20 protein-coding genes and 2 pseudogenes are annotated in these 18,885 nt (G+C 29.0%); 18 read left to right on the top strand and 4 right to left on the bottom strand.

Features of this window, described 5'->3' with window-relative positions; all coding sequences use genetic code 11:
- Positions 1–68: 68 nt before the first annotated feature.
- From rho to FMM56_RS01845, 9 genes are all read left to right on the top strand, one after another.
- On the top strand, positions 69–1,361 hold the full coding sequence (gene rho / locus FMM56_RS01885; protein ID WP_150139777.1) for a transcription termination factor Rho: 1,293 nt from the start codon (positions 69–71) through the stop codon (positions 1,359–1,361).
- 2 nt (positions 1,362–1,363) lie between these two features.
- On the top strand, positions 1,364–2,872 hold the full coding sequence (locus FMM56_RS01880; protein WP_150139779.1) for a DNA polymerase III subunit gamma/tau: 1,509 nt from the start codon (positions 1,364–1,366) through the stop codon (positions 2,870–2,872).
- Between the two features lie 15 nt (positions 2,873–2,887).
- Positions 2,888–3,304, top strand: a complete 417-nt coding sequence (gene tatB, locus FMM56_RS01875) for a Sec-independent protein translocase protein TatB (protein ID WP_150139781.1) — start codon at positions 2,888–2,890, stop codon at positions 3,302–3,304.
- 1 nt (position 3,305) lies between these two features.
- The gene (gene tatC / locus FMM56_RS01870) at positions 3,306–4,043 is read left to right on the top strand and encodes a twin-arginine translocase subunit TatC (RefSeq protein WP_150150933.1); all 738 of its coding nucleotides are present in this window, start codon (positions 3,306–3,308) and stop codon (positions 4,041–4,043) included.
- The gene (queA, locus tag FMM56_RS01865) at positions 4,036–5,055 is read left to right on the top strand and encodes a tRNA preQ1(34) S-adenosylmethionine ribosyltransferase-isomerase QueA (protein WP_411675304.1); all 1,020 of its coding nucleotides are present in this window, start codon (positions 4,036–4,038) and stop codon (positions 5,053–5,055) included. Before tatC ends, queA begins: the two co-directional genes overlap by 8 nt.
- Positions 5,056–5,136: 81 nt before the next feature.
- Positions 5,137–5,625 (top strand): DUF2603 domain-containing protein, encoded by a 489-nt coding sequence (locus FMM56_RS01860; protein WP_150139787.1) that lies wholly within the window; start codon positions 5,137–5,139, stop codon positions 5,623–5,625.
- A complete protein-coding gene (gene hemN / locus FMM56_RS01855; RefSeq protein ID WP_150139789.1) occupies positions 5,612–6,967 on the top strand; it encodes an oxygen-independent coproporphyrinogen III oxidase in 1,356 nt (451 codons plus the stop codon). Before FMM56_RS01860 ends, hemN begins: the two co-directional genes overlap by 14 nt.
- 3 nt (positions 6,968–6,970) lie before the next feature.
- Positions 6,971–8,239, top strand: coding sequence for a (Fe-S)-binding protein (locus FMM56_RS01850; RefSeq protein ID WP_150139791.1), 1,269 nt, complete (start codon positions 6,971–6,973; stop codon positions 8,237–8,239).
- Entirely contained in the window at positions 8,236–8,991 is a 756-nt protein-coding gene (locus tag FMM56_RS01845) for a DUF5416 family protein (RefSeq protein WP_150139793.1), read from the top strand. The genes FMM56_RS01850 and FMM56_RS01845 overlap by 4 nt, the downstream gene beginning before the upstream one ends.
- On the opposite strand, the gene FMM56_RS01840 is transcribed toward FMM56_RS01845, so the two are convergent.
- Positions 8,972–9,703 (bottom strand): YaaA family protein, encoded by a 732-nt coding sequence (locus FMM56_RS01840; protein ID WP_150139795.1) that lies wholly within the window; start codon positions 9,701–9,703, stop codon positions 8,972–8,974. The genes FMM56_RS01845 and FMM56_RS01840 overlap by 20 nt on opposite strands.
- 3 nt (positions 9,704–9,706) lie before the next feature.
- Positions 9,707–10,849 carry a JlpA family lipoprotein adhesin gene (locus tag FMM56_RS01835; protein ID WP_150139797.1) on the bottom strand — a complete coding sequence of 381 codons (1,143 nt, stop codon included), beginning with the start codon at positions 10,847–10,849 and terminating at the stop codon, positions 9,707–9,709.
- 147 nt (positions 10,850–10,996) lie between these two features.
- Between FMM56_RS01835 and FMM56_RS01830 the strand changes: the two genes are divergently transcribed.
- From FMM56_RS01830 to FMM56_RS09125, 9 genes and pseudogenes are all read left to right on the top strand, one after another.
- Complete coding sequence (locus FMM56_RS01830; RefSeq protein ID WP_150207613.1) at positions 10,997–11,866, top strand: cysteine ABC transporter substrate-binding protein; 870 nt, start codon at positions 10,997–10,999, stop codon at positions 11,864–11,866.
- Positions 11,867–11,899: 33 nt separating this feature from the next.
- On the top strand, positions 11,900–12,286 hold the full coding sequence (locus tag FMM56_RS01825) for a putative quinol monooxygenase (protein ID WP_223811458.1): 387 nt from the start codon (positions 11,900–11,902) through the stop codon (positions 12,284–12,286).
- 70 nt (positions 12,287–12,356) lie between these two features.
- Positions 12,357–13,502 carry a 2-iminoacetate synthase ThiH gene (gene thiH / locus FMM56_RS01820; protein ID WP_150180496.1) on the top strand — a complete coding sequence of 382 codons (1,146 nt, stop codon included), beginning with the start codon at positions 12,357–12,359 and terminating at the stop codon, positions 13,500–13,502.
- Positions 13,492–14,103 (top strand): thiamine phosphate synthase, encoded by a 612-nt coding sequence (locus tag FMM56_RS01815; RefSeq protein WP_150207756.1) that lies wholly within the window; start codon positions 13,492–13,494, stop codon positions 14,101–14,103. Before thiH ends, FMM56_RS01815 begins: the two co-directional genes overlap by 11 nt.
- Before the next feature lie 10 nt (positions 14,104–14,113).
- Positions 14,114–16,141, top strand: a pseudogene (locus tag FMM56_RS01810) (class I SAM-dependent DNA methyltransferase).
- Between the two features lie 105 nt (positions 16,142–16,246).
- A pseudogene (locus FMM56_RS01805) lies at positions 16,247–16,423 on the top strand (type II restriction endonuclease); the annotation flags it as partial.
- A gap of 35 nt (positions 16,424–16,458) precedes the next feature.
- Positions 16,459–16,713: a hypothetical protein gene (locus FMM56_RS01800; protein ID WP_150206231.1), complete on the top strand. Its 255-nt coding sequence runs from the start codon at positions 16,459–16,461 to the stop codon at positions 16,711–16,713.
- Complete coding sequence (locus FMM56_RS09130; RefSeq protein WP_317845620.1) at positions 16,700–16,981, top strand: restriction endonuclease subunit S; 282 nt, start codon at positions 16,700–16,702, stop codon at positions 16,979–16,981. The genes FMM56_RS01800 and FMM56_RS09130 overlap by 14 nt, the downstream gene beginning before the upstream one ends.
- Positions 16,978–17,280, top strand: coding sequence for a hypothetical protein (locus FMM56_RS09125; RefSeq protein WP_317845619.1), 303 nt, complete (start codon positions 16,978–16,980; stop codon positions 17,278–17,280). The genes FMM56_RS09130 and FMM56_RS09125 overlap by 4 nt, the downstream gene beginning before the upstream one ends.
- Before the next feature lie 17 nt (positions 17,281–17,297).
- Here the strand turns inward: FMM56_RS09125 and FMM56_RS01790 are convergent, their stop codons facing one another.
- Positions 17,298–17,702: a hypothetical protein gene (locus FMM56_RS01790; RefSeq protein ID WP_150206229.1), complete on the bottom strand. Its 405-nt coding sequence runs from the start codon at positions 17,700–17,702 to the stop codon at positions 17,298–17,300.
- Between the two features lie 729 nt (positions 17,703–18,431).
- Entirely contained in the window at positions 18,432–18,668 is a 237-nt protein-coding gene (locus FMM56_RS08635; RefSeq protein ID WP_150206227.1) for a hypothetical protein, read from the bottom strand.
- Between the last annotated feature and the right edge of the window lie 217 nt (positions 18,669–18,885).

Raw genomic sequence — 18,885 nt, 5'->3', positions numbered from 1 at the left:
AAAAATATTTTTTTTCTAAAATCACATTCTTAAAACTGCAAAAATACTTAACAAGCTTACGAGGATTTATGGAAAAAAAACGATACCAAAGAACCCACATTCCAGTGGATGGATACAAGATAGAGGATTTAAAATTACTTGATTTAGAAAAATTAGTAGCAATTGCAAATGAATGTGAGATAGAAAATCCTAGCGAATTTCTAAGACAAGAACTTATGTTTGAAATTTTAAAGGCACAAACTAAAAAGGGTGGCTTTATATTATTTACAGGAATTTTAGAAATATGTCCTGAGGGCTATGGCTTTTTAAGAGGAATGGATAATTATCTAAGCGATAGCGTAAATGATGCCTATGTTTCAAATTCTCAAATTCGCAAATTCGCATTAAGAGTTGGGGATGTAGTAACCGGGCAAGTTAGAGAACCAAACGAGGCTGAGAAGTATTATGCCCTACTTCAAATAGAAGCTATTAACTATGTACCATTACAAGAAGCTAGAAAAAGACCCTTATTTGATAATCTAACCCCTATTTTTCCTACTGAAAAAATTAAACTTGAATATGATGCTATGAAGTTAACTGGTAGGGTGCTTGATTTATTTACTCCTATTGGAAAAGGACAAAGAGGCTTGATTGTAGCGCCTCCTAGAACGGGTAAAACTGAACTTATGAAAGAATTAGCCTCTGCCATTGCTAAAAATCACCCCGAAATGCACTTAATAGTACTTTTAATCGATGAAAGGCCAGAAGAAGTTACTGATATGCAAAGAAGTGTTAGAGGAGAGGTTTTTAGTTCTACCTTTGATTTACCAGCTTACAATCATGTAAGGGTAGCTGAACTTATCATAGAAAAGGCTAAAAGAATGGTAGAAATGGGCAAGGATGTAATCATACTGCTTGATAGTATTACTAGACTTGCTAGGGCTTATAATACAGCTACGCCAAGTTCTGGTAAGGTATTAAGTGGAGGCGTTGATGCAAATGCCTTACATAAGCCAAAACGTTTTTTTGGGGCTGCTAGAAATATAGAAAATGGAGGTAGTCTTACTATAATCGCCACTGCCTTGATTGATACTGGTTCAAGAATGGATGATGTGATATTCGAGGAATTTAAAGGCACTGGAAATAGTGAGATTATACTTGATAGAAATATCTCAGATAGAAGAATTTATCCTGCTATAAATATTATAAAATCGGGCACTAGAAAAGAAGAATTATTACAAGAACCAAGTAAATTACAAAAAATTTGGGCGATTCGTTCTGCAGTTTCTACTATGGATGATGTTGAGGCCTTGAAATTTTTATATTCTAAGATGCTTAAAACAAAAGATAATGCTGAACTTTTATCTATAATGAATGAGTAAAAATGTTTCAAGCCCTAGCCTTAAAATATAGACCTAAGACCTTTGACGAGCTTGTCGGCCAAAAAACCATTAGTATAAGTTTAAAATATGCCCTAAATTCGCAAAAATTAGCACATGCTTATTTATTTTCAGGGCTTAGAGGAAGTGGGAAGACATCTAGTGCTAGAATTTTTTCAAGGGCCTTAGTTTGTGAAAAGGGACCTAGTGCTACTCCTTGTGGAGAATGTAAGCAATGCCTTGCAGCCCTTGAAAATAAGCATATTGATATTATAGAAATGGATGCAGCAAGTAATAGAGGGCTTGAAGATATTCAAAGCCTTATAGAACAAACAAAGTATGCTCCGTCTATGGCAAGATTTAAAATTTTTATCATAGATGAAGTGCATATGCTAACAACTCAAGCAGCAAATGCTCTTTTAAAAACCCTTGAAGAACCCCCTGCTTATGTTAAATTTATACTTGCTACAACTGACCCCTTAAAACTACCAGCGACCGTTCTTTCACGCACTCAACATTTTCGTTTTAAACAAATTTCGCTTAATGAAATTTTAAGTCATTTAAAAAATATTTTAGAAAAAGAAAATGTGGAATTTGAAGAAGAGGCCTTAAAATTTATAGCTAGAAGTGCAAATGGTTCTTTAAGAGATACCCTAACCTTGCTAGACCAAGCAATTATTTATTGTGAAAATAAATTAAGCACAGCTAAAATTACGCAAATGTTAGGCTTTTTAGACCCACAAAGTATAAAAGAGTTTTATCAAGCCATTTTGCAAAGGGATAAAGAAAAGATTTTTACTTATTTAAAAGACTTGCAAGATTACGAGGCAGGTAGCGTTATAGATGAAATGATTTTTTATTTAAAAGAGAAATTTTTTGAACAAAGCCCTGAATTTAGCACCCTTATGTATGAGAGATTTTTTAGAATTTTATCTAGGGCAAAGACTATGATTAGCAATGATGATGGCTTTACCTTGTGTGTAATGGCTTTTATGATGATGGAAGCAAGCAATTTAAAGGAAATTGACGCCCAAATTACTAAGATACAAAACGCCCCTATTCAAATTTTAAGTCAAAATATACAAAATCCAAGTTCTACTAAAAATACTAGTTCTGCTAAAAACGCTTATGATAGGTTGCTTGAGTTAATTTATGATAGGGACTTTGACCTTGGGGATTGCTTTAAGAAAAATACACATTTTTTAAGCTTTGAAAATAATATTTTAAACATTAGTTCAAGTGCAGAAAATGAAGATAGGAATCTTCTAAATAAAGGCTTTAAAAGGATAGTTCAATTATTTCAAAAAGAATTTGGACCAAATGCAAAAATTGAAGTAAAAAAGGCTATAAACATAGATGAAAGCAAACTTCAAAGCATAACGCAAAATAACATAAAACAAGATAATAAAGCCCATTTTGAATCACTTATTAAGGATGCTAAGAAATTTAATAAAGAAGATGATTTAAAAGAAACATTGACAAAATATTTTGGGGAGCCAAAAATTGAAAGTTAAAAGCGAATTTAAATTATGAGTATGGGAGAAATTTTAGTCATAATAGTTATTGGAATTTTAATATTAGGACCTGAAAAACTCCCTGAAACTATAATACAATTAGCTAAAATTTGGAAGGCCTTAAAACGCAATGTAGATGAGGCAAAATCTAGCATTGAAAAAGAAATTCGCATTAATGAGCTTAAAGAAGAAACTAGAAAATTCCAAGATGAATTTTCTCAAGCTAACGAAAATATAAGAAAAAAACTTAGCTTTGAAGAATTTGATGATTTAAAAAGGGATATTGCAAATAATGTTAAGGTGGATTTAACCTTTGATAGTAGAAAAGAAAGCAATAATATAGATGAAGTTAAGCCCCTTGATAAGTTAGAAAATGAAAATTTAAAAGATGAAAAATTAGCTAGTTTAAATGATGAAGTAAAGAAAGATTAATATGTTTGAAGATTTAAAACCACATTTAATAGAACTTAGAAAAAGACTTTTTATAAGCGTAGCATGCGTTTTTATATTGTTTTTTGTATGCTTTGCTTTTAATAGCTATATTATAAATATCTTACAAACTCCTATTGTAAAAATCTTACCTGAATTTTCAAATCAAATAACCTTTGTTGAGTTGCAAGAACCCTTATTCACTGCGATGAAAGTAAGCTTTTTTGCTGCCTTTATACTCTCTTTGCCCGTGATTTTTTGGCAGTTTTGGAAATTTGTAGAACCAGGTCTTTATGATAATGAAAAAAAGCTAGTCTTGCCCTTTGTAAGCTTTGCTAGTATAATGTTTATTTTAGGTTGCTTGTTTTGCTATTTTATAGTAGTTCCCCTAGCCTTTAAATTTTTGATAGACTTTGGCGTTGATATGCAAAATTTTAAGCCCTTAATTAGCATAGGACTTTATGTTGGCTTTTTTACAAAATTAATGATAGCCTTTGGACTTGCCTTTGAAATGCCTGTGATTACTTATTTTTTTGCAAAATTAGGGCTTGTTGATGATATTTTTTTAAAAAAACATTTTAGGGTAAGTGTATTAATTATCTTTGTCTTTGCTGCGATGATGACACCACCTGATGTAATATCACAATTTTTAATGGCTATTCCACTATGTGCTTTATATGGACTTTCGATAATGATTGCAAAAAAGGTAAATCCAGCCAAAAAAGATAAAAATGATTCATGAAGATTTATTGCTTTTAAATTATGATTATGAGTTGCCAAAAAATTTAATAGCAAATTATCCCTTAATACCCCAAGAAGATGCTAAAATTCTAGTTTATGATAGAAAAAATGACAAAATAAGGCATTTACAATTTAAACATTTAAGCGAAATTTTGCCAGATTGTGAGATTATTTTTAATGATACAAAGGTAATTAAGGCCAGAATTTATGGAAAAAAGCAAAGTGGAGGCAAGATAGAATGCTTTTTACACCAGCCCTTAAACGATAATGCTTTTTTAGCACAAATTAAAGGCAGGGTTAAAAAGGGTGAAATTTTAGATTTTGACAACAATTTAAAAGTAGAAATTTTAGAACTTTTAGAAAATGGAATAAGAAAAATTAAATTCATTAAAGATAAAGAACTTTTACAAACTAAGCAAGTTTTTGAACTTTTAGAACAAATCGGCCACATACCTCTTCCTCCTTACATAAAAAGAGCTTATGAAAAAAGCGATGAAATCACTTATCAAAGTATTTTTGCTAGGAATTTAGGAGCAGTAGCAGCCCCAACTGCTAGTCTTCATTTTAGTAAAAATTTAATAAACACCTTGCAAAAAAATCATAATTTACATTTTATAACCTTACATGTTGGGGCTGGTACCTTTAAGGGCGTTGAATGTGAAAATATACAAAATCACCTTATGCATAGTGAATTTTTTAATATAAATGAAGAAGTTACGAAGCTAATTTTAAGCGATAAAAATATACTTTGTGTAGGCACAACAGTTACTAGGTGCGTAGAATATTTTATAAGGACAAAAAAAACAAAGGGTTATTGTGATTTATTTTTACACCCCTTTAATAAGCCACTTAGGACAAATTTTTTACTTACAAATTTTCACCTGCCAAAGACTACCTTATTAATGCTAGTAGCTTCTTTTATAGGGCGTAAAAAAACCCTTGAACTTTATAAAGAAGCCATTTTAAAGCAATATCGCTTTTATTCTTATGGCGATGCTATGTTAATAATATAAAAAATTAAAAAATTTAAAGAAAATATACCTGTTTTAAAGCAAAAAATTGTTAAAATTACGCATTAAAAATTAAGGATGATTATGAAAAGTTTAAAAAAACACAGCGACAATGTAGACCAGATTAACCAGTTTGCCGAAAGACTAGGAATAGAAGAAAAAGATAAAACCGTTTTTAGAGTTAGTAAAAATACAGATAATGCAAAGATTTTAAGTCTTATACATGGTCATTGTAATGGGCCTGAGCCTTGGTTTGTGATAGATGAAAATGATAATTTACACACTATGATTTCACTTTCTACGCTTAAAAATATCTTAGATAACCTTAGACAAAATCAAAAAGAAAATTTCGAATTAAGGCTTGAAAAGGCTATTTATCAACAAATTCCTATTGATTTTAATGATGTGTGGCTGGTAGCAATGGATGCCATTAAAGAAAAATTTCAAGACAGAGGCGTTAACATAGATGTAGACCTTGATAAAATCGTAGCTGAAGTAAAAAAGAAACACCCAAATTTATTTGTAGATATGCAAGAAATGATAGACAAGGCAAGGGACAATGAGAGATTATAAAAGCTTTGTAAAATACTCAAAAGCTGGACCAAGATATACCTCATACCCTACTGCTATTGAATTTAGCACAAATTTTAAATATGAAAAATACATAGAACTTTTAAAAAAGCAAGATAGGGATTTATCTTTATATTTTCACCTGCCTTTTTGTAGAAGTGCTTGTTATTTTTGTGGCTGTAATGTAATTTACACTGCAAAAGAAGAAAATAAAGAAAGATATCTAAGCTATATTTTCAAAGAACTTGACTTGCTTAGCAAAATCATTAATACTAAAAGAAAGGTTATACAAATGCACTTTGGAGGTGGGACCCCTACTTTTTTTAGTGCTAAGCAACTTGAAAGATTGATTTTAAAAATAAAAGAAAAATTTATAAATCTTGATGAAAGGGCTGAGATTAGCTGTGAGATTGACCCTAGATTTTTAAACGAAGAACAAGCCAGTGTACTTACAAAACATGGCTTTAATAGGATTAGCTTTGGGGTACAAGACTTTGATGAAAGGGTACAAAAAGAAATTCATAGAATTCAACCCTTTGAGTTAACTCAAAATGTCGTAAATTTGGTAAGAAGCAAGGGTATAAAATCTGTTAATATAGACTTAATTTATGGACTTCCTTATCAAAGCCTTGAAAGTTTTGAAAAAACCCTTGAAAAAGCCCTTATAATAAACCCTGACCGCTTTGCAATATTTAATTACGCCCATGTGCCTTGGCTTAAAAAAAATATGAGAAAATTTAATGAAAGTACTATACCAAGCCCTGATATAAAACTTGCTATCTTGGAATATTGTGAAAAATTTCTTACTCAAAATGATTATAAAATGATAGGAATGGACCATTTTGCAAAGGCTGATGATGAGCTTTTTAAAGCCCTTGAAAATGGCACTTTACATAGAAATTTTCAAGGTTATACTACCAAAGGTGGGGCTGATTTAATAGGAGTTGGCTTAACTAGCATAGGAGAAGGTGTTAATCATTATGCACAAAATTTTAAGGATATGCCTTCGTATGAAAGGGCTATTGATAATGATTGTTTGCCCTTTGAAAAGGGAATTTTATTAAATAATGATGATATGCTTAGAAAGGCTGTAATTATGTCTTTAATGGCAAATTTTGCTCTAAATATCAAGGATATAGAAAAGGAATTTAATATAGATTTTTTTGAATATTTTAATGATGATTTAAAAGAACTGCAAGAATATAAAAATTTTCTAAGCATAGATAAAAACTCCATTAAGGTTAATGAAACTGGGGTCTTACTCATTAGAAATATAGCTATGTGTTTTGATGCTTATTATAAAAAAATAAGTGAAGATAAAAAAGTCTTTTCAAAAACGGTTTAAATAATGAATTTATCAAAGCTTTATAATGCTTGTGTGAAATGTGGCAAGTGTATACCAGAGTGTACAATACATAAAATAAATTCTGATGAGATTACCTCGCCTCGTGGCTTTTTAGACCTTTTGCAAGCTTATAAAGAAGGTGATATTAAGCTAGATAAAGAAGCTAAAAAAGTATTTGAGTCTTGTTTTTTGTGTACAAACTGCGTTGAAGTGTGTCCTAATCATATTCAAGTTGATAATGCCATTGAAAATATTCGCTATGATATAGCTAAAAAATTTGGCATTGCTTGGTATAAAAAGCTTATTTTTTATTTTTTAAATAATAGAAAAATCCTTGATATAGTGGCTAAATTTGGCTTTGTCTTTCAAAGCTGTGCCTTTAAAATCCATGATAAAAACGATGGTATGCAAGCTAAATTTTCAATGCCCTTTATTAAAAAGGGTCGTTTTTTAACTAGCTTTAAAAAGAAAAGTTTTTTAAATTCAAACCCTGATTTTATAGATAATGGTGGGAGTCAAAATATAGGCTTTTTTGTGGGCTGCTTATCAAATTATTTTTATATTGAAGGTGCGAAATCAGTTTTAAAAGTAGCAAAGGCCTTAAAAATCAATGTTGATTTGATGAAAGAACAGCTTTGCTGTGGGGCACCTCAATTTTTCACGGGCGATTTTAAAAGCGTTTCAAAACTAGCAAAGCAAAATATAATTTATTTTGAAAAAAAGCTTGAAAAGCTTGATTTTATCATAACCATAGAGGCTACTTGTTCGGCTATGATAAATGTGGATTATGAGCATTTTTTTACTATGCAAAATGAACTTGATTGGGCTAAAAGGGCAAAAGAAATTTCATCAAAAATCATACTAGCAACCAAATTTTTTCACGACCATACCAAACTTTTAGAACTTCTTAAAGATAACAAAAAACAAAATTTAAGCCTAACTTATCACGACCCTTGCCATGCTAGAAAAATGCAGGGAGTTTTCAAAGAACCAAGAACTTTATTAAAGCAAAATTTCGTTTTTAAAGAATTAGAAAATTCAAATTCTTGCTGTGGTTTTGGTGGGGTTAGTATGCAAAGTGATTATTATGAAAAGTCTTTAGAAGTGGGGATTAAAAAGGCAAAGGATATTGAAAAATGCGAAGTTTTGGTTGTAAGTGCTGAGTGTTCTGCTTGTAGAATGCAAATTTCAAATGCCCTAATACAAAATAAAAGCAAAACTATATTTAAAAATCCACTTGAATTAATAGCCATGGCTTTGGAGGATAAATGAAACTTAGTTTTCAAGGATTAACAAAAGAGTATAAAATTCACAAATCTTATTTTTGCAAAAGGGCATTTATACTAGAAGATACCATTGAAAATAGAGATGAAAGTGTTTTTATAACGCCTTTAATTAATATCTTAGAATTCAAGGATGATAGTTTTTCATTTAATGAAATTTACACACATTTAAACGAAGAAGAACAAGAAAATTTAATAATAATCGAAGAAGAAAATTTACAAGATGATTTTGAAAAAAATGATATAGAAAAAAAAGAAACTTTAGAAAACTCAAATTTTAAAAAGATAAAAAATTTTAAGCAAATTAGTAAAATTTCTCGTTTCTTTTCAAATTCATGTTTTGATATTTATCAAAAAAAATACGCACAAAATGAGCTTTTACATAAAAAAACTAGCGATAAGGTGCATATTTTTGAACATATTTCTTTTTTCGAATTTGATAGCTTGTTTACTAAGATTGAACTTTTAAATTATGACCCAGCCACTGATAGCCTTAGTTTTAACCTTGATTTATTTCCAAGTGGGGTAAAGTACAAATATGCCATTTATGAAAATAGCTTACTCATTATTTTATTAGGTTCTATATCAAATGAGAATTTATTTAAATTCTTAAAAAGCTTTGTTTATAAAAATAAAAATAAGGCAAGTTGTGAGAAAATTTTTACCTTAAATATCAATCAAAACCCAGTTTTTGTCTTAAATTTAAAATTAGTTGACGAACCTATGAACTTTGCAAGATAAATTTAGTTTTTAAGCCCTTTTTATCAATATCTTTTAGGCTTAAATTTGAAGGTAAATTTTCTAAAAGAATTTTGCAAGAATTAATACCTTTTAAGGCAATATGCCTTAACAAAAGCCCACGATAAGCCTTTGCAAAATGGCTTACCACCTTGCCATTTTTTAGGAATTTAAAAACATAAAATTCTTTATTTGGGATATAAAATTTATCATAAAAACTAGCCCTTAAATCTAAAATTTCATCATCTTTTAAGTACTCATTTAAGGCCTTTGAAAAATGATTTTTATAAAATTTTTCTATCTCAAAATTTGGTAATTTAAAGCCTTGCTTAAATTTATAAAAGGGCAAAGCATCACTTGCCAAAACTGGCCCAAAGAGATTTGAAAAGATAAGCACATTTTTAAGTAAAAAGTTTTGAGCCCTTTCATCTAGGCTTAAAAAAGCTAAATTTTCATAACTAACCCCATTATAAAGTTCTATGGCCCTTGTAGTATTTGCTTTTTTTAAATCATTTTTAAATTTTTCAAAATTATTTTTTAAGCCAAAAAGTCCTTGCAAAAGTGTATCATCATTAGAATTTATAACTTCTTCATAAGCCTTTAAAGCTTGCATTCTATAAGTAAAAAGTTCTTTAAAGATAAAAGAGTCCTTGCTTATAAAAGGACCCTTACAATCATAATTTTTTGCCTCGCTTGGAGAAAAAAGTATTTTCATAGCCTAAAAATCAAAATCAGTATAAGGTATTAAATTATCAGCCACAAAAAGCCATAAGGTATTAATATCATTAAGTACATTTTTACCATTAATGGTTATAGCCATGTATTTAAATGGGTCTTTTGCAAGTGTATCTAAGTTTACATCGCCAAATACCATATTTAAATTTAGCTTATAAACAGGCTTTTCTGTAATGCTATCTACAAGGTTTAAGATATTTTTCATGCTTGTATTTAACCTTGCATCATCACCATGTAATATAATAGAACTTATAGTACTTTTAATAGCAGCAACATAGCTTTTTAAAGCATTTTTACTATCAAAGCTAATATTTAGCTTTGTATCTAGTAAATGTATATAACTAAGGCTTTCCAGCAAGGATACTAAGGCCTGTGGATCTTGTACCTCTTGAGGGCTAAAAAACATAGTAGCAAGTTTTAAATTTATATTATCGTTAAGTTCTATAGCATCAGTGTTAAATTTCAAATTTATTTTATCAAACCAATCCAAACCTGCATTTTTAAACACGGCACTAGAATTTATATTTGCCTTCAATGGTCCTTTAAGCCCTATTAATGCATAATCATAAATAATTTTTATGCCATCATTTTGTCTACTCATAATTATATCGCCCTGCCATTTATACTCATCTTTTATAAAATTAGCAAGCAGAGAATTTAAACTTTCATCTCCTGTACTAACTGAGTCAGTTAATAAATTTGCTACTTCATCTCCTATTTTAAGACCACTTATATTTATAGTATGTTTTAATTTTTTTTTATTTTTAAACATATCTTCTATATATTGTTTATATGAAATTTCGCCTTCTTTTTTGCCTGTATAAACTTCATTAAAACGAAGACTTATTTTATTTGCTTGAAGTAAGGGTGCTTGTTTATAATCTTGAAAAATATCGCTACTATAAAGCTTAAAACCATCATTTTCACAAAGTATAAAGGAGCTATCATTTTTGCAAACAAAATTTGAAATTTCAAGTTCTTTTTTATCCTTTATAAACCATTCTTTATACGAATTTGAAAATTCATTAACCCTAGTTTCGTATTTTTTAACAATCTCATCTTCTATAGAATTAGAACACGCCACAAAGATAAAAGCAAACAAGCTTAACAGCAAAGCCTTTTTCATAACTTCTCCTTAAAAAAATAAACAAAATTATATTTATTTTTCATTAAATCATAGTAAAGTTATAAATTTTTTAAAAAAAAATGTTTTTATCCTAAATCATTAAATAAAAAAAAGTATAATGGCAAAAATTTTTTTGAAAGGTAGGATATGAAAAAAATACTCCTTAGTGTTTTTGCACTCTTTGTTGCACTATTTTTGAGTGCTTGTTCTGATTCTAAACCAACTACAAATTCAAATGTAGATAGTAATGAGTCAGCAAAACTTAGCGTCTTAGATGAGATTAAGAAAAAAGACGTTATTAGAATAGGCGTTTTTGGAGATAAGCCTCCATTTGGTTATGTTGATGCAAATGGAAAGAATCAAGGTTATGATGTAGTACTTGCAAAACGTATCGCAAAAGAACTTTTAGGCGATGAAAATAAGGTAGAATTTGTACTTGTTGAGGCTGCTAATAGGGTTGAGTTTTTAAAGTCTAATAAGGTAGATGTTATCTTAGCAAATTTCACTCAAACTCCTGAAAGGGCCGAACAAGTTGATTTTGCAAAACCTTATATGAAAGTAGCCTTAGGCGTTGCTGTGCCAAATGATTCAAATATTGAAAAAATCGAGGATTTAAGGGATAAAACCTTACTTTTAAATAAGGGTACTACAGCAGATGCTTATTTTACTAAAAATCACCCTGATTTTAAAAGCTTAAAATATGACCAAAACACAGAAACCTTTGCTGCACTAATGGATAAAAGAGGAGAAGCTTTAAGCCATGATAATACCTTGCTTTTTGCCTGGGTAAAAGAACACCCTGATTATAAGGTAGTTATTAAAGAACTTGGAAACCTTGATGTAATCGCCCCTGCAGTTTCAAAAGGCAATAAAGAATTAAAAGATTTTATTGATAATTTAATAGTAAATCTTGGTAAAGAACAATTCTTCCATAAAGCCTATGATGATACCCTAAAAGCTCATTTTTCAGATGATATTAAGGCTGATGATGTAGTTATTGAGGGTGGTGAGTTTTAATTTTAGGGCGACTTCGCCCTATTTTTTTAAAATATGAAAAAAATATTAATATTAATCTTATCATTTATAGCCTTATTTTCAAGCGAGTTATCAATGGATAATATGATTGTAAGAATTTCAGATATTAAAATTTACCCTGAATATTTAAACGAGTATTTAACTTATGCTAAAGAAGTAGCAGAAACTTCCATGGAAAAAGAAAAAGGCGTTATCGCACTTTATCCTATGATAGTTATTAAAGATAATACTCAAATTAAAATTTTAGAAATTTACAAAAATCAAGTTGCTTATGAAGAACATATCAAAACAAAACATTTTCAAAAATACAAACAAGGAACATTACACATGGTAAAGTCCCTTGAATTAATAGACACCTATCAACTAAGTGAAAAGAATTTTAAAAGAATTTTTAAATATTAATCAAAATTTCATTTTTTATAAATTATTAATAAGATTTTGTTAAAATCCCTAAAAAATTTAAGGATAAATAATGCAAGATTGTATGCAGTATGAACCATTTATGAAAGATATAAAAAGCGATATTTTTGAAAAAGTTTTAACCCAAAGAAATTCTTATGAAGAAAGCGAATTTAATGAAGTTGATATTAAAAAGGCATTAAATGCTGAATACTTAAACGAAAATGATTTAAAAGCCCTACTTTCAAGTAAGGCTGAAAATTTCATAGATGAGATAGTCTTAAAGGCAGCTAAGGTACAAAAAAAATACTTTGGAAATTGTATTTTTTTATTTACCCCTCTTTATTTAAGTAATTTTTGTGCTAGTAAATGCGTGTATTGTGGCTTTCAAAAGGGCAATAACATAGCCAGGGCAAAATTAAGCGAAGAAGAGATTGAAGAAGAATTACAAATCATTGCAAAAAGTGGTTTAGAAGAGCTCTTACTTTTAACTGGCGAAGGACGCGAATTTGCAAGCGTTGAGTATATTAGCAAAGCTTGTAAAATGGCAAGAAAATATTTTAAGGTAGTTGGGGTTGAAATTTACCCTTTAAATGTCGATGAGTACGAAATTTTACATAAATCAGGCTGTGATTATGTAACCATTTTTCAAGAAACTTATAATCCACAAAAATACGAAAAATTGCACCTAGCAGGTGAAAAACGCGTTATGCCTTATAGATTTAATGGCCAGGAAAGGGCCCTAAGGGCTGGAATGCGTGGGGTTGCCTTTGGGGCATTACTTGGCATTGATGATTTTAGAAAAGATGCCCTGTCTTGTGCACTACACGCCTTTTATTTACAAAAACTTTACCCTCACGCTGAAATTTCAATATCTGTACCAAGGTTAAGACCTATAATAAACAATAACAAAATTCGCCCAAAGGATGTTAGCGAAAAAAGATTATTACAAGTTTTATGTGCTTATCGTTTGTTTTTGCCTTTTGCAAATTTAGTTATATCAAGTCGCGAAAGAGCTGGTTTTAGAGATGAAGTTATAAAATATGGGGCTACTAAAATGAGTGCTGGGGTAAGCGTTGGCATAGGCGAACACAGAGGCGACAAAAAGGGCGATAATCAATTTGAAATAGCTGATAATAGAGATGTAAAAAGTATTTTAAAAATGCTAAATTCTAACAATTTTCAAGCTGTAATGAGTGATAGTATTTATGTGGGATAAAAAAATCATCGCAATTAGCGATATGGACCTAGTTGAAGGCGATTTTTTAAAGCAGGTTGAAAAACTCGCAAGGGCTAAGGTTGATGCCTTTGTTTTAAGGGAAAAAAAGCTTAGCGAATTCGAATATATGGACCTTGCAAAAGAGGTATTGAAAATTTGCAATAAGGCTAAGATAACTTGCATTTTGCATACCTATGATAGATTAAGTTTAAGGCTTGGACATAGACAATTTCATGCTACCTTGCCACTTTTAAGACAAGATAGTAAAATCGTGCGTTATTTTTACTCAATAGGCACTTCTATACATTCAAAAGAAGAGCTTTTAGAGGCCATGAGTTATAGGGTAAATTACGCCTTTGTGGGTCATATTTTTGAAAGTTCTTGTAAGAAAGATTTAGCACCAAAGGGGCTTGAGTTTTTAAAAGAACTTTGTTCATTTAGTAAAATTCCACTCTTTGCAATAGGTGGGATAAACGCTAATAATATCAATCTTTTAAAGGATATTAACATAAGTGGCGTTTGCATGAGAGAAGCACTAATGTGCGAAAAAAATCCTAAAAAGCTTGTGAAATTTTGCAAGGAAAGTTTAAAGAATTTATAAAGGAAAAAAAATGAATCAAACTTGGACACATGAAAATTATGTTGATGATTTTGTAAAAGCAAATTTATCAAATTTAGGACTTGTAAAGGGTAGAGATTTTTATGAAAAAAGAGCTTACTCGCTTTATTAAAAGAGGCTTTGCAAGGTACAAGTAAGACAGCTAAAAAATGGGTACTAAGATTCCAGATTTTAGCATTGAAATTTATAAAAATACTGCAAACCAGCCTATACTTATTCTTTTTGAATGCAAACTTCACCTTTCAAAGCTAATTTTAAATAAAAACAATAATATCAGTCTTAAAAAAGGGCCATTGGTGATTATGCAGTTAATGGGAGCGTTTATTATGCAAAAAGCATTATTGAAAGTGGCAAATATAAAGAAGCTATTGCTATAGGCGTAGCAGGAGATGATAAAAAATAATGTTAAAATGCAAATGTATTATGTTTATGGCTCAAGCCTTTTTTCTCATAAGCTTTTAGATAATCAAACTTTTGATTTTTTAGAAAATAAAAAGACCTTTGCAACCTTTTATAAATCAGCCATTTTAACCAAAGAAGATAAACATAAACTCATTATTAAAACTCAAAACTATCTACAAGAACGCTAAAAAGCTTAATAAACTTATGCACAATCACAACATAACAGCACCTCAAAGAGTACTTTACATATTAGGTATGCTTTTATCTATGCAAGATATAGAGGATGAAAGAGGTCTTAGTATAGAAAATTTACAAGGTTCTCAACTAGAAAATAAAAGAGATGGAAAGCTTATAATAAATCAAATAGAAGAATTTTTAAAACATAAAATCAAAGATGAAACAAAAAGAAATCTTATGTTAAGTTCTTTTAATGAAATTTCAAAGGACTTAGATAGGGATAAAATTCAAACTATAAGCACGACTAGTGATTCAAAAATTGCTAGTAGCTAATCTACTAGCTACTCAATCAAGCACAAATAAACAAATTTTTACTTATATTTATCATTATATTTTTAAACAAATCAAAATCAAAGGACACGCTGATATAATGGGGCAAATATATAGTGAGTTTTTAAAATATACCCTAGGTGATGGCAAAGAACTTGGCATTGTCTTAACCTCTCCTTATATAACCAAAATGATGGCCCAAATCTTAGAAATCGATGAAGATTGTAAGGTTATGGACTTAGCTACAGGTTCAACTGGATTTTTAATATCTGCTATGGAACTTATGATAAAAAGGGTAAAAAATAAATTTAGTAAGGATAGTACTAAAACAAATGAAAAAATCAAAACCATAAAGCAAAATCAACTCTTAGGCGTAGAATACAACGCTGAAATGTTTACCCTTGCTACTACAAATATGATTTTAAGAGGCGATGGAAGTTCAAAAATTCAAAAGGCAAACACCTTTGATACGCCACCAAGCCTTTATGAATATTTTAAGGCAACTAGAATTTTACTAAATTCTCCATTTACTTGGGATGAAAATGGTATGCCATTTATAGAATTTGGATTAAGAAATATGCAAAAAGGATGGCTTGTAGCTATCATTATACAAGATTTAGCAGGAAGTGGTAAGGCTACAAAAAGCAATACTAAAATTCTAAAAAATCACACTTTAAAGGCAAGTATTAAAATGCCTATGGATTTATTTCAACCTATGGCTGGAGTTCAAACTAATATTTATATCTTTGAGACAAAAATTCCTCACGATTTTGAAAAGCCTGTAAAATTTATAGATTTTAGAAATGATGGCTATAAGCGTACAAAAAATACCTTGCAAGAAATTTCAAACCCTGAGTTAAGGTATAAAGAAATAATCAATATCTACAAGGCAGGTAAAAACGCAAAAATAACTAAGGACTTATGGAATATTGATAAAAATTTATATAGAAGATTTTATCGATTCTAGTGGTTGTGATTGGAATTTTGACCAGCATAAAAAGATAGATTCTAAGCCTAGTTTAGTAGACTTTAAAAAAATGTAAGTGATTTTCTAGCCTTTGAGATTTCTCAAATATTAAAAAACGAGGTCAAAGAAAAATCTTTTTTTTAAGCCACTCTATTAAGGCTTGAAGAAAAATTCAAGCAAGAGGGTGGCGAATTTAGGGAATTTAGGTTAAAAGATTTATTTTTTTGTGAAAGAGGTACGAGATTAGTTAAAAATGATAGAATTAAGGGCGAAATTCCTTTAATAACAGCAGGGGAACAAAATCAAGGCGTAAAAGAATTTATAGGCAATGAAAATCAAAAAATTTTTTCTAACGCTATTACTATTGATATGTTTTGTAATTCTTTTATTCATATTAGCCTTTTTGTTGCGATGATAATATTTTAGTTTTAACAGCTAAAATTCCTATAAATAGATTTAGTATGCAATATATTAGCACGACAATTGGCAAAGATAAAGAAAAATGGAGTTATGGAAAACAATATCGACAAAATAGTTTTATAAAACATAAAATAACCTTACCCGTTAAAAACAACCAAATCGCCTTTGATTATATGGAAAGCTACGTACGCGAACTTGATGCCTATCTTACAGTTAGTGGCTTGAAAGATTATGTATTAAACGAAGAAGAAAAACAAGTACTTAACGTCTTTAACGCACTTAATAGGGGGGTCTAAGGGTATCTTAGATTCTAATTACTCAAATTTACAATGGCAGAAAGTTAAAATTGGGGATTTATTTAATATTCACCCGACAAGTTCGTATGGATACACAAATTCAACACTATTTAAAACAAAAGGCAAAGTGCCTGTAGTGGTTAATTCAAGTTTATCAAATGGAATCGGTGGATATGTTGATTTACCACCTACAGAAAAAGGCAATATGATAACTTATAGCGATACAACTACGTCAGATGCTATTTTTATCAACCAAATAACTTTATAGGTTATTCTCATATTCAAGGCTTATATCCTTACGATTCTAATTTATGGAATGAAAAGCGTTATATATATTTTTTAACTACATTCAAAAAAGCAGCCTTTTCAAGATTTGATTATGCAAATAAATTTAATCGTAAGATTGCAAAAGAAATGTTTGTAACTTTCCCCACAAACAAAGACAAGCAAATCGCCTTTGATTTTATAGAAAAATTTATAAGGGCTATTCAAAAAGAAAGTATAAAGGAAGTAGTTTTATATACTGAAAGAAAAATAAAGGCTTATGAAAGGGTTATTAATAATTAAGCCTTTAAATATTTTTACTACCTTTTAAGGTAGTAAAAATATTTTATATTATCGTTAAAAAACAATAGCAAAGTACTAGGTATATAAAATAATAAAGATAGCATAGCACATATTTTAAATATTTTATTTTTATTGAAAAACCAAGATATAAAACCGGTAGCACCAACAATACCATATAATAAAAAGCATAAATAAATAATACTTTCTACAAAACTTAACTCATTATTAAATACTAAATAACTAAAAACTAAAGCGTATATAAATGGCAAACCAAAATACCATAATAAAAAATAAGTAACAGAAATATTATTTTTATATTGTTCTGCAAAAACACTTAAAATTCCTAATAAGAAAATTAAAATAATCTTCCATAAGCCCTGAAAAAATAAAACTTCAAAATCTCTACTTGACTCAAAAAACATTCCATAAAGCAATAATAACAATAAAGACAGCCAAAATATCAATATGGATTTTTTAAACTTATTCATCTACCGAAGAAAAATCTTTCTAATAAATTAAATGGTGATAATAAATTGCATATTGTAAAAAAGATAAAAATAGCAATTCTTAAATTTTTAAATTTATAAGCTAAAAATAATAAAATAAAATCAAATAAAAAACAAATAATTTTAATATAATAAACGTTTTTGCTTACTTTCAATTCTGTTTGAAATAAACCCCATGAATCATTGCTACTTATTAATAAATATGTATCATGTAAAAAAAATACTAAATAACAAAACGACAAAATAACAGCAAAAAATCTTAATTTTTGCGTAAAGATAAAAACTATAGGACTTAAAACAAGAAAAAAATATATTATCATTGTATAATTTTGCATTCTTTAAGTAAATTAAATAAATTACTAGAACATTCTATCTTTGTATAGTTTTCATATTTTACAAATAAAGGGATTTTAACATTATTTTTTAAAATTTCATCTTTATAAATTTGAATTAGCTCTAATAAGATTTTAAAAAATTTATCATTATTATCCTATAAATGAATACATCCAGCACTTCCAGCACTCCAACCACCATGAATATAAAATCCAGTTCTATTGTAAGTTTCTTGATTATTTAAATTTATTGGGACATTTTTATTACCCCAACTAGTTCTATAAAATGCTACATCGCTTATTTTATCAATTTCTATAAAATACTTTCTGATATAGGACCTTCGTTTTTTAACATTTGTCTTTCTTGTTTATAGGTAAAATAATATTTATTATTTTCTAATTGTGGTTTGCCACTTACTGCTTGAAAAGAATGTTGAAGTTTATTTTTAATGAATATATCTAAACTTTTACCATTAAATTTTAAAGATATTAATTCTTCTTTTGTAAGTTTCCTTATCCTTTTCCTATTCCCTAAACATTTTACTCTCACTTAAAGATATAATAAAAACTCTAAAATCAACTTCAATGTAACCTTTTTCTATATCCCTAGTAGTAATTTGTAATTTTTGAGCTATTAAGTTATTTGCCTCATAATTATCTTTAAAAGGAATAAAGGATAAAAATATATTTTAGTATCTTGTAAAACTAATTGTCCATATTTATTTTTTTTGTATATTTTTGTCTAAATTTATTTTAAAGATAATTAT

Source organism: Campylobacter sp. LR264d, from assembly GCF_008633895.1.
In the GTDB taxonomy this organism is placed as follows: Bacteria; Campylobacterota; Campylobacteria; order Campylobacterales; family Campylobacteraceae; genus Campylobacter_D.
The sequence above is the reverse complement of the archived record's forward strand: the minus strand, read 5'-3'. Positions and strand labels throughout refer to the sequence as shown.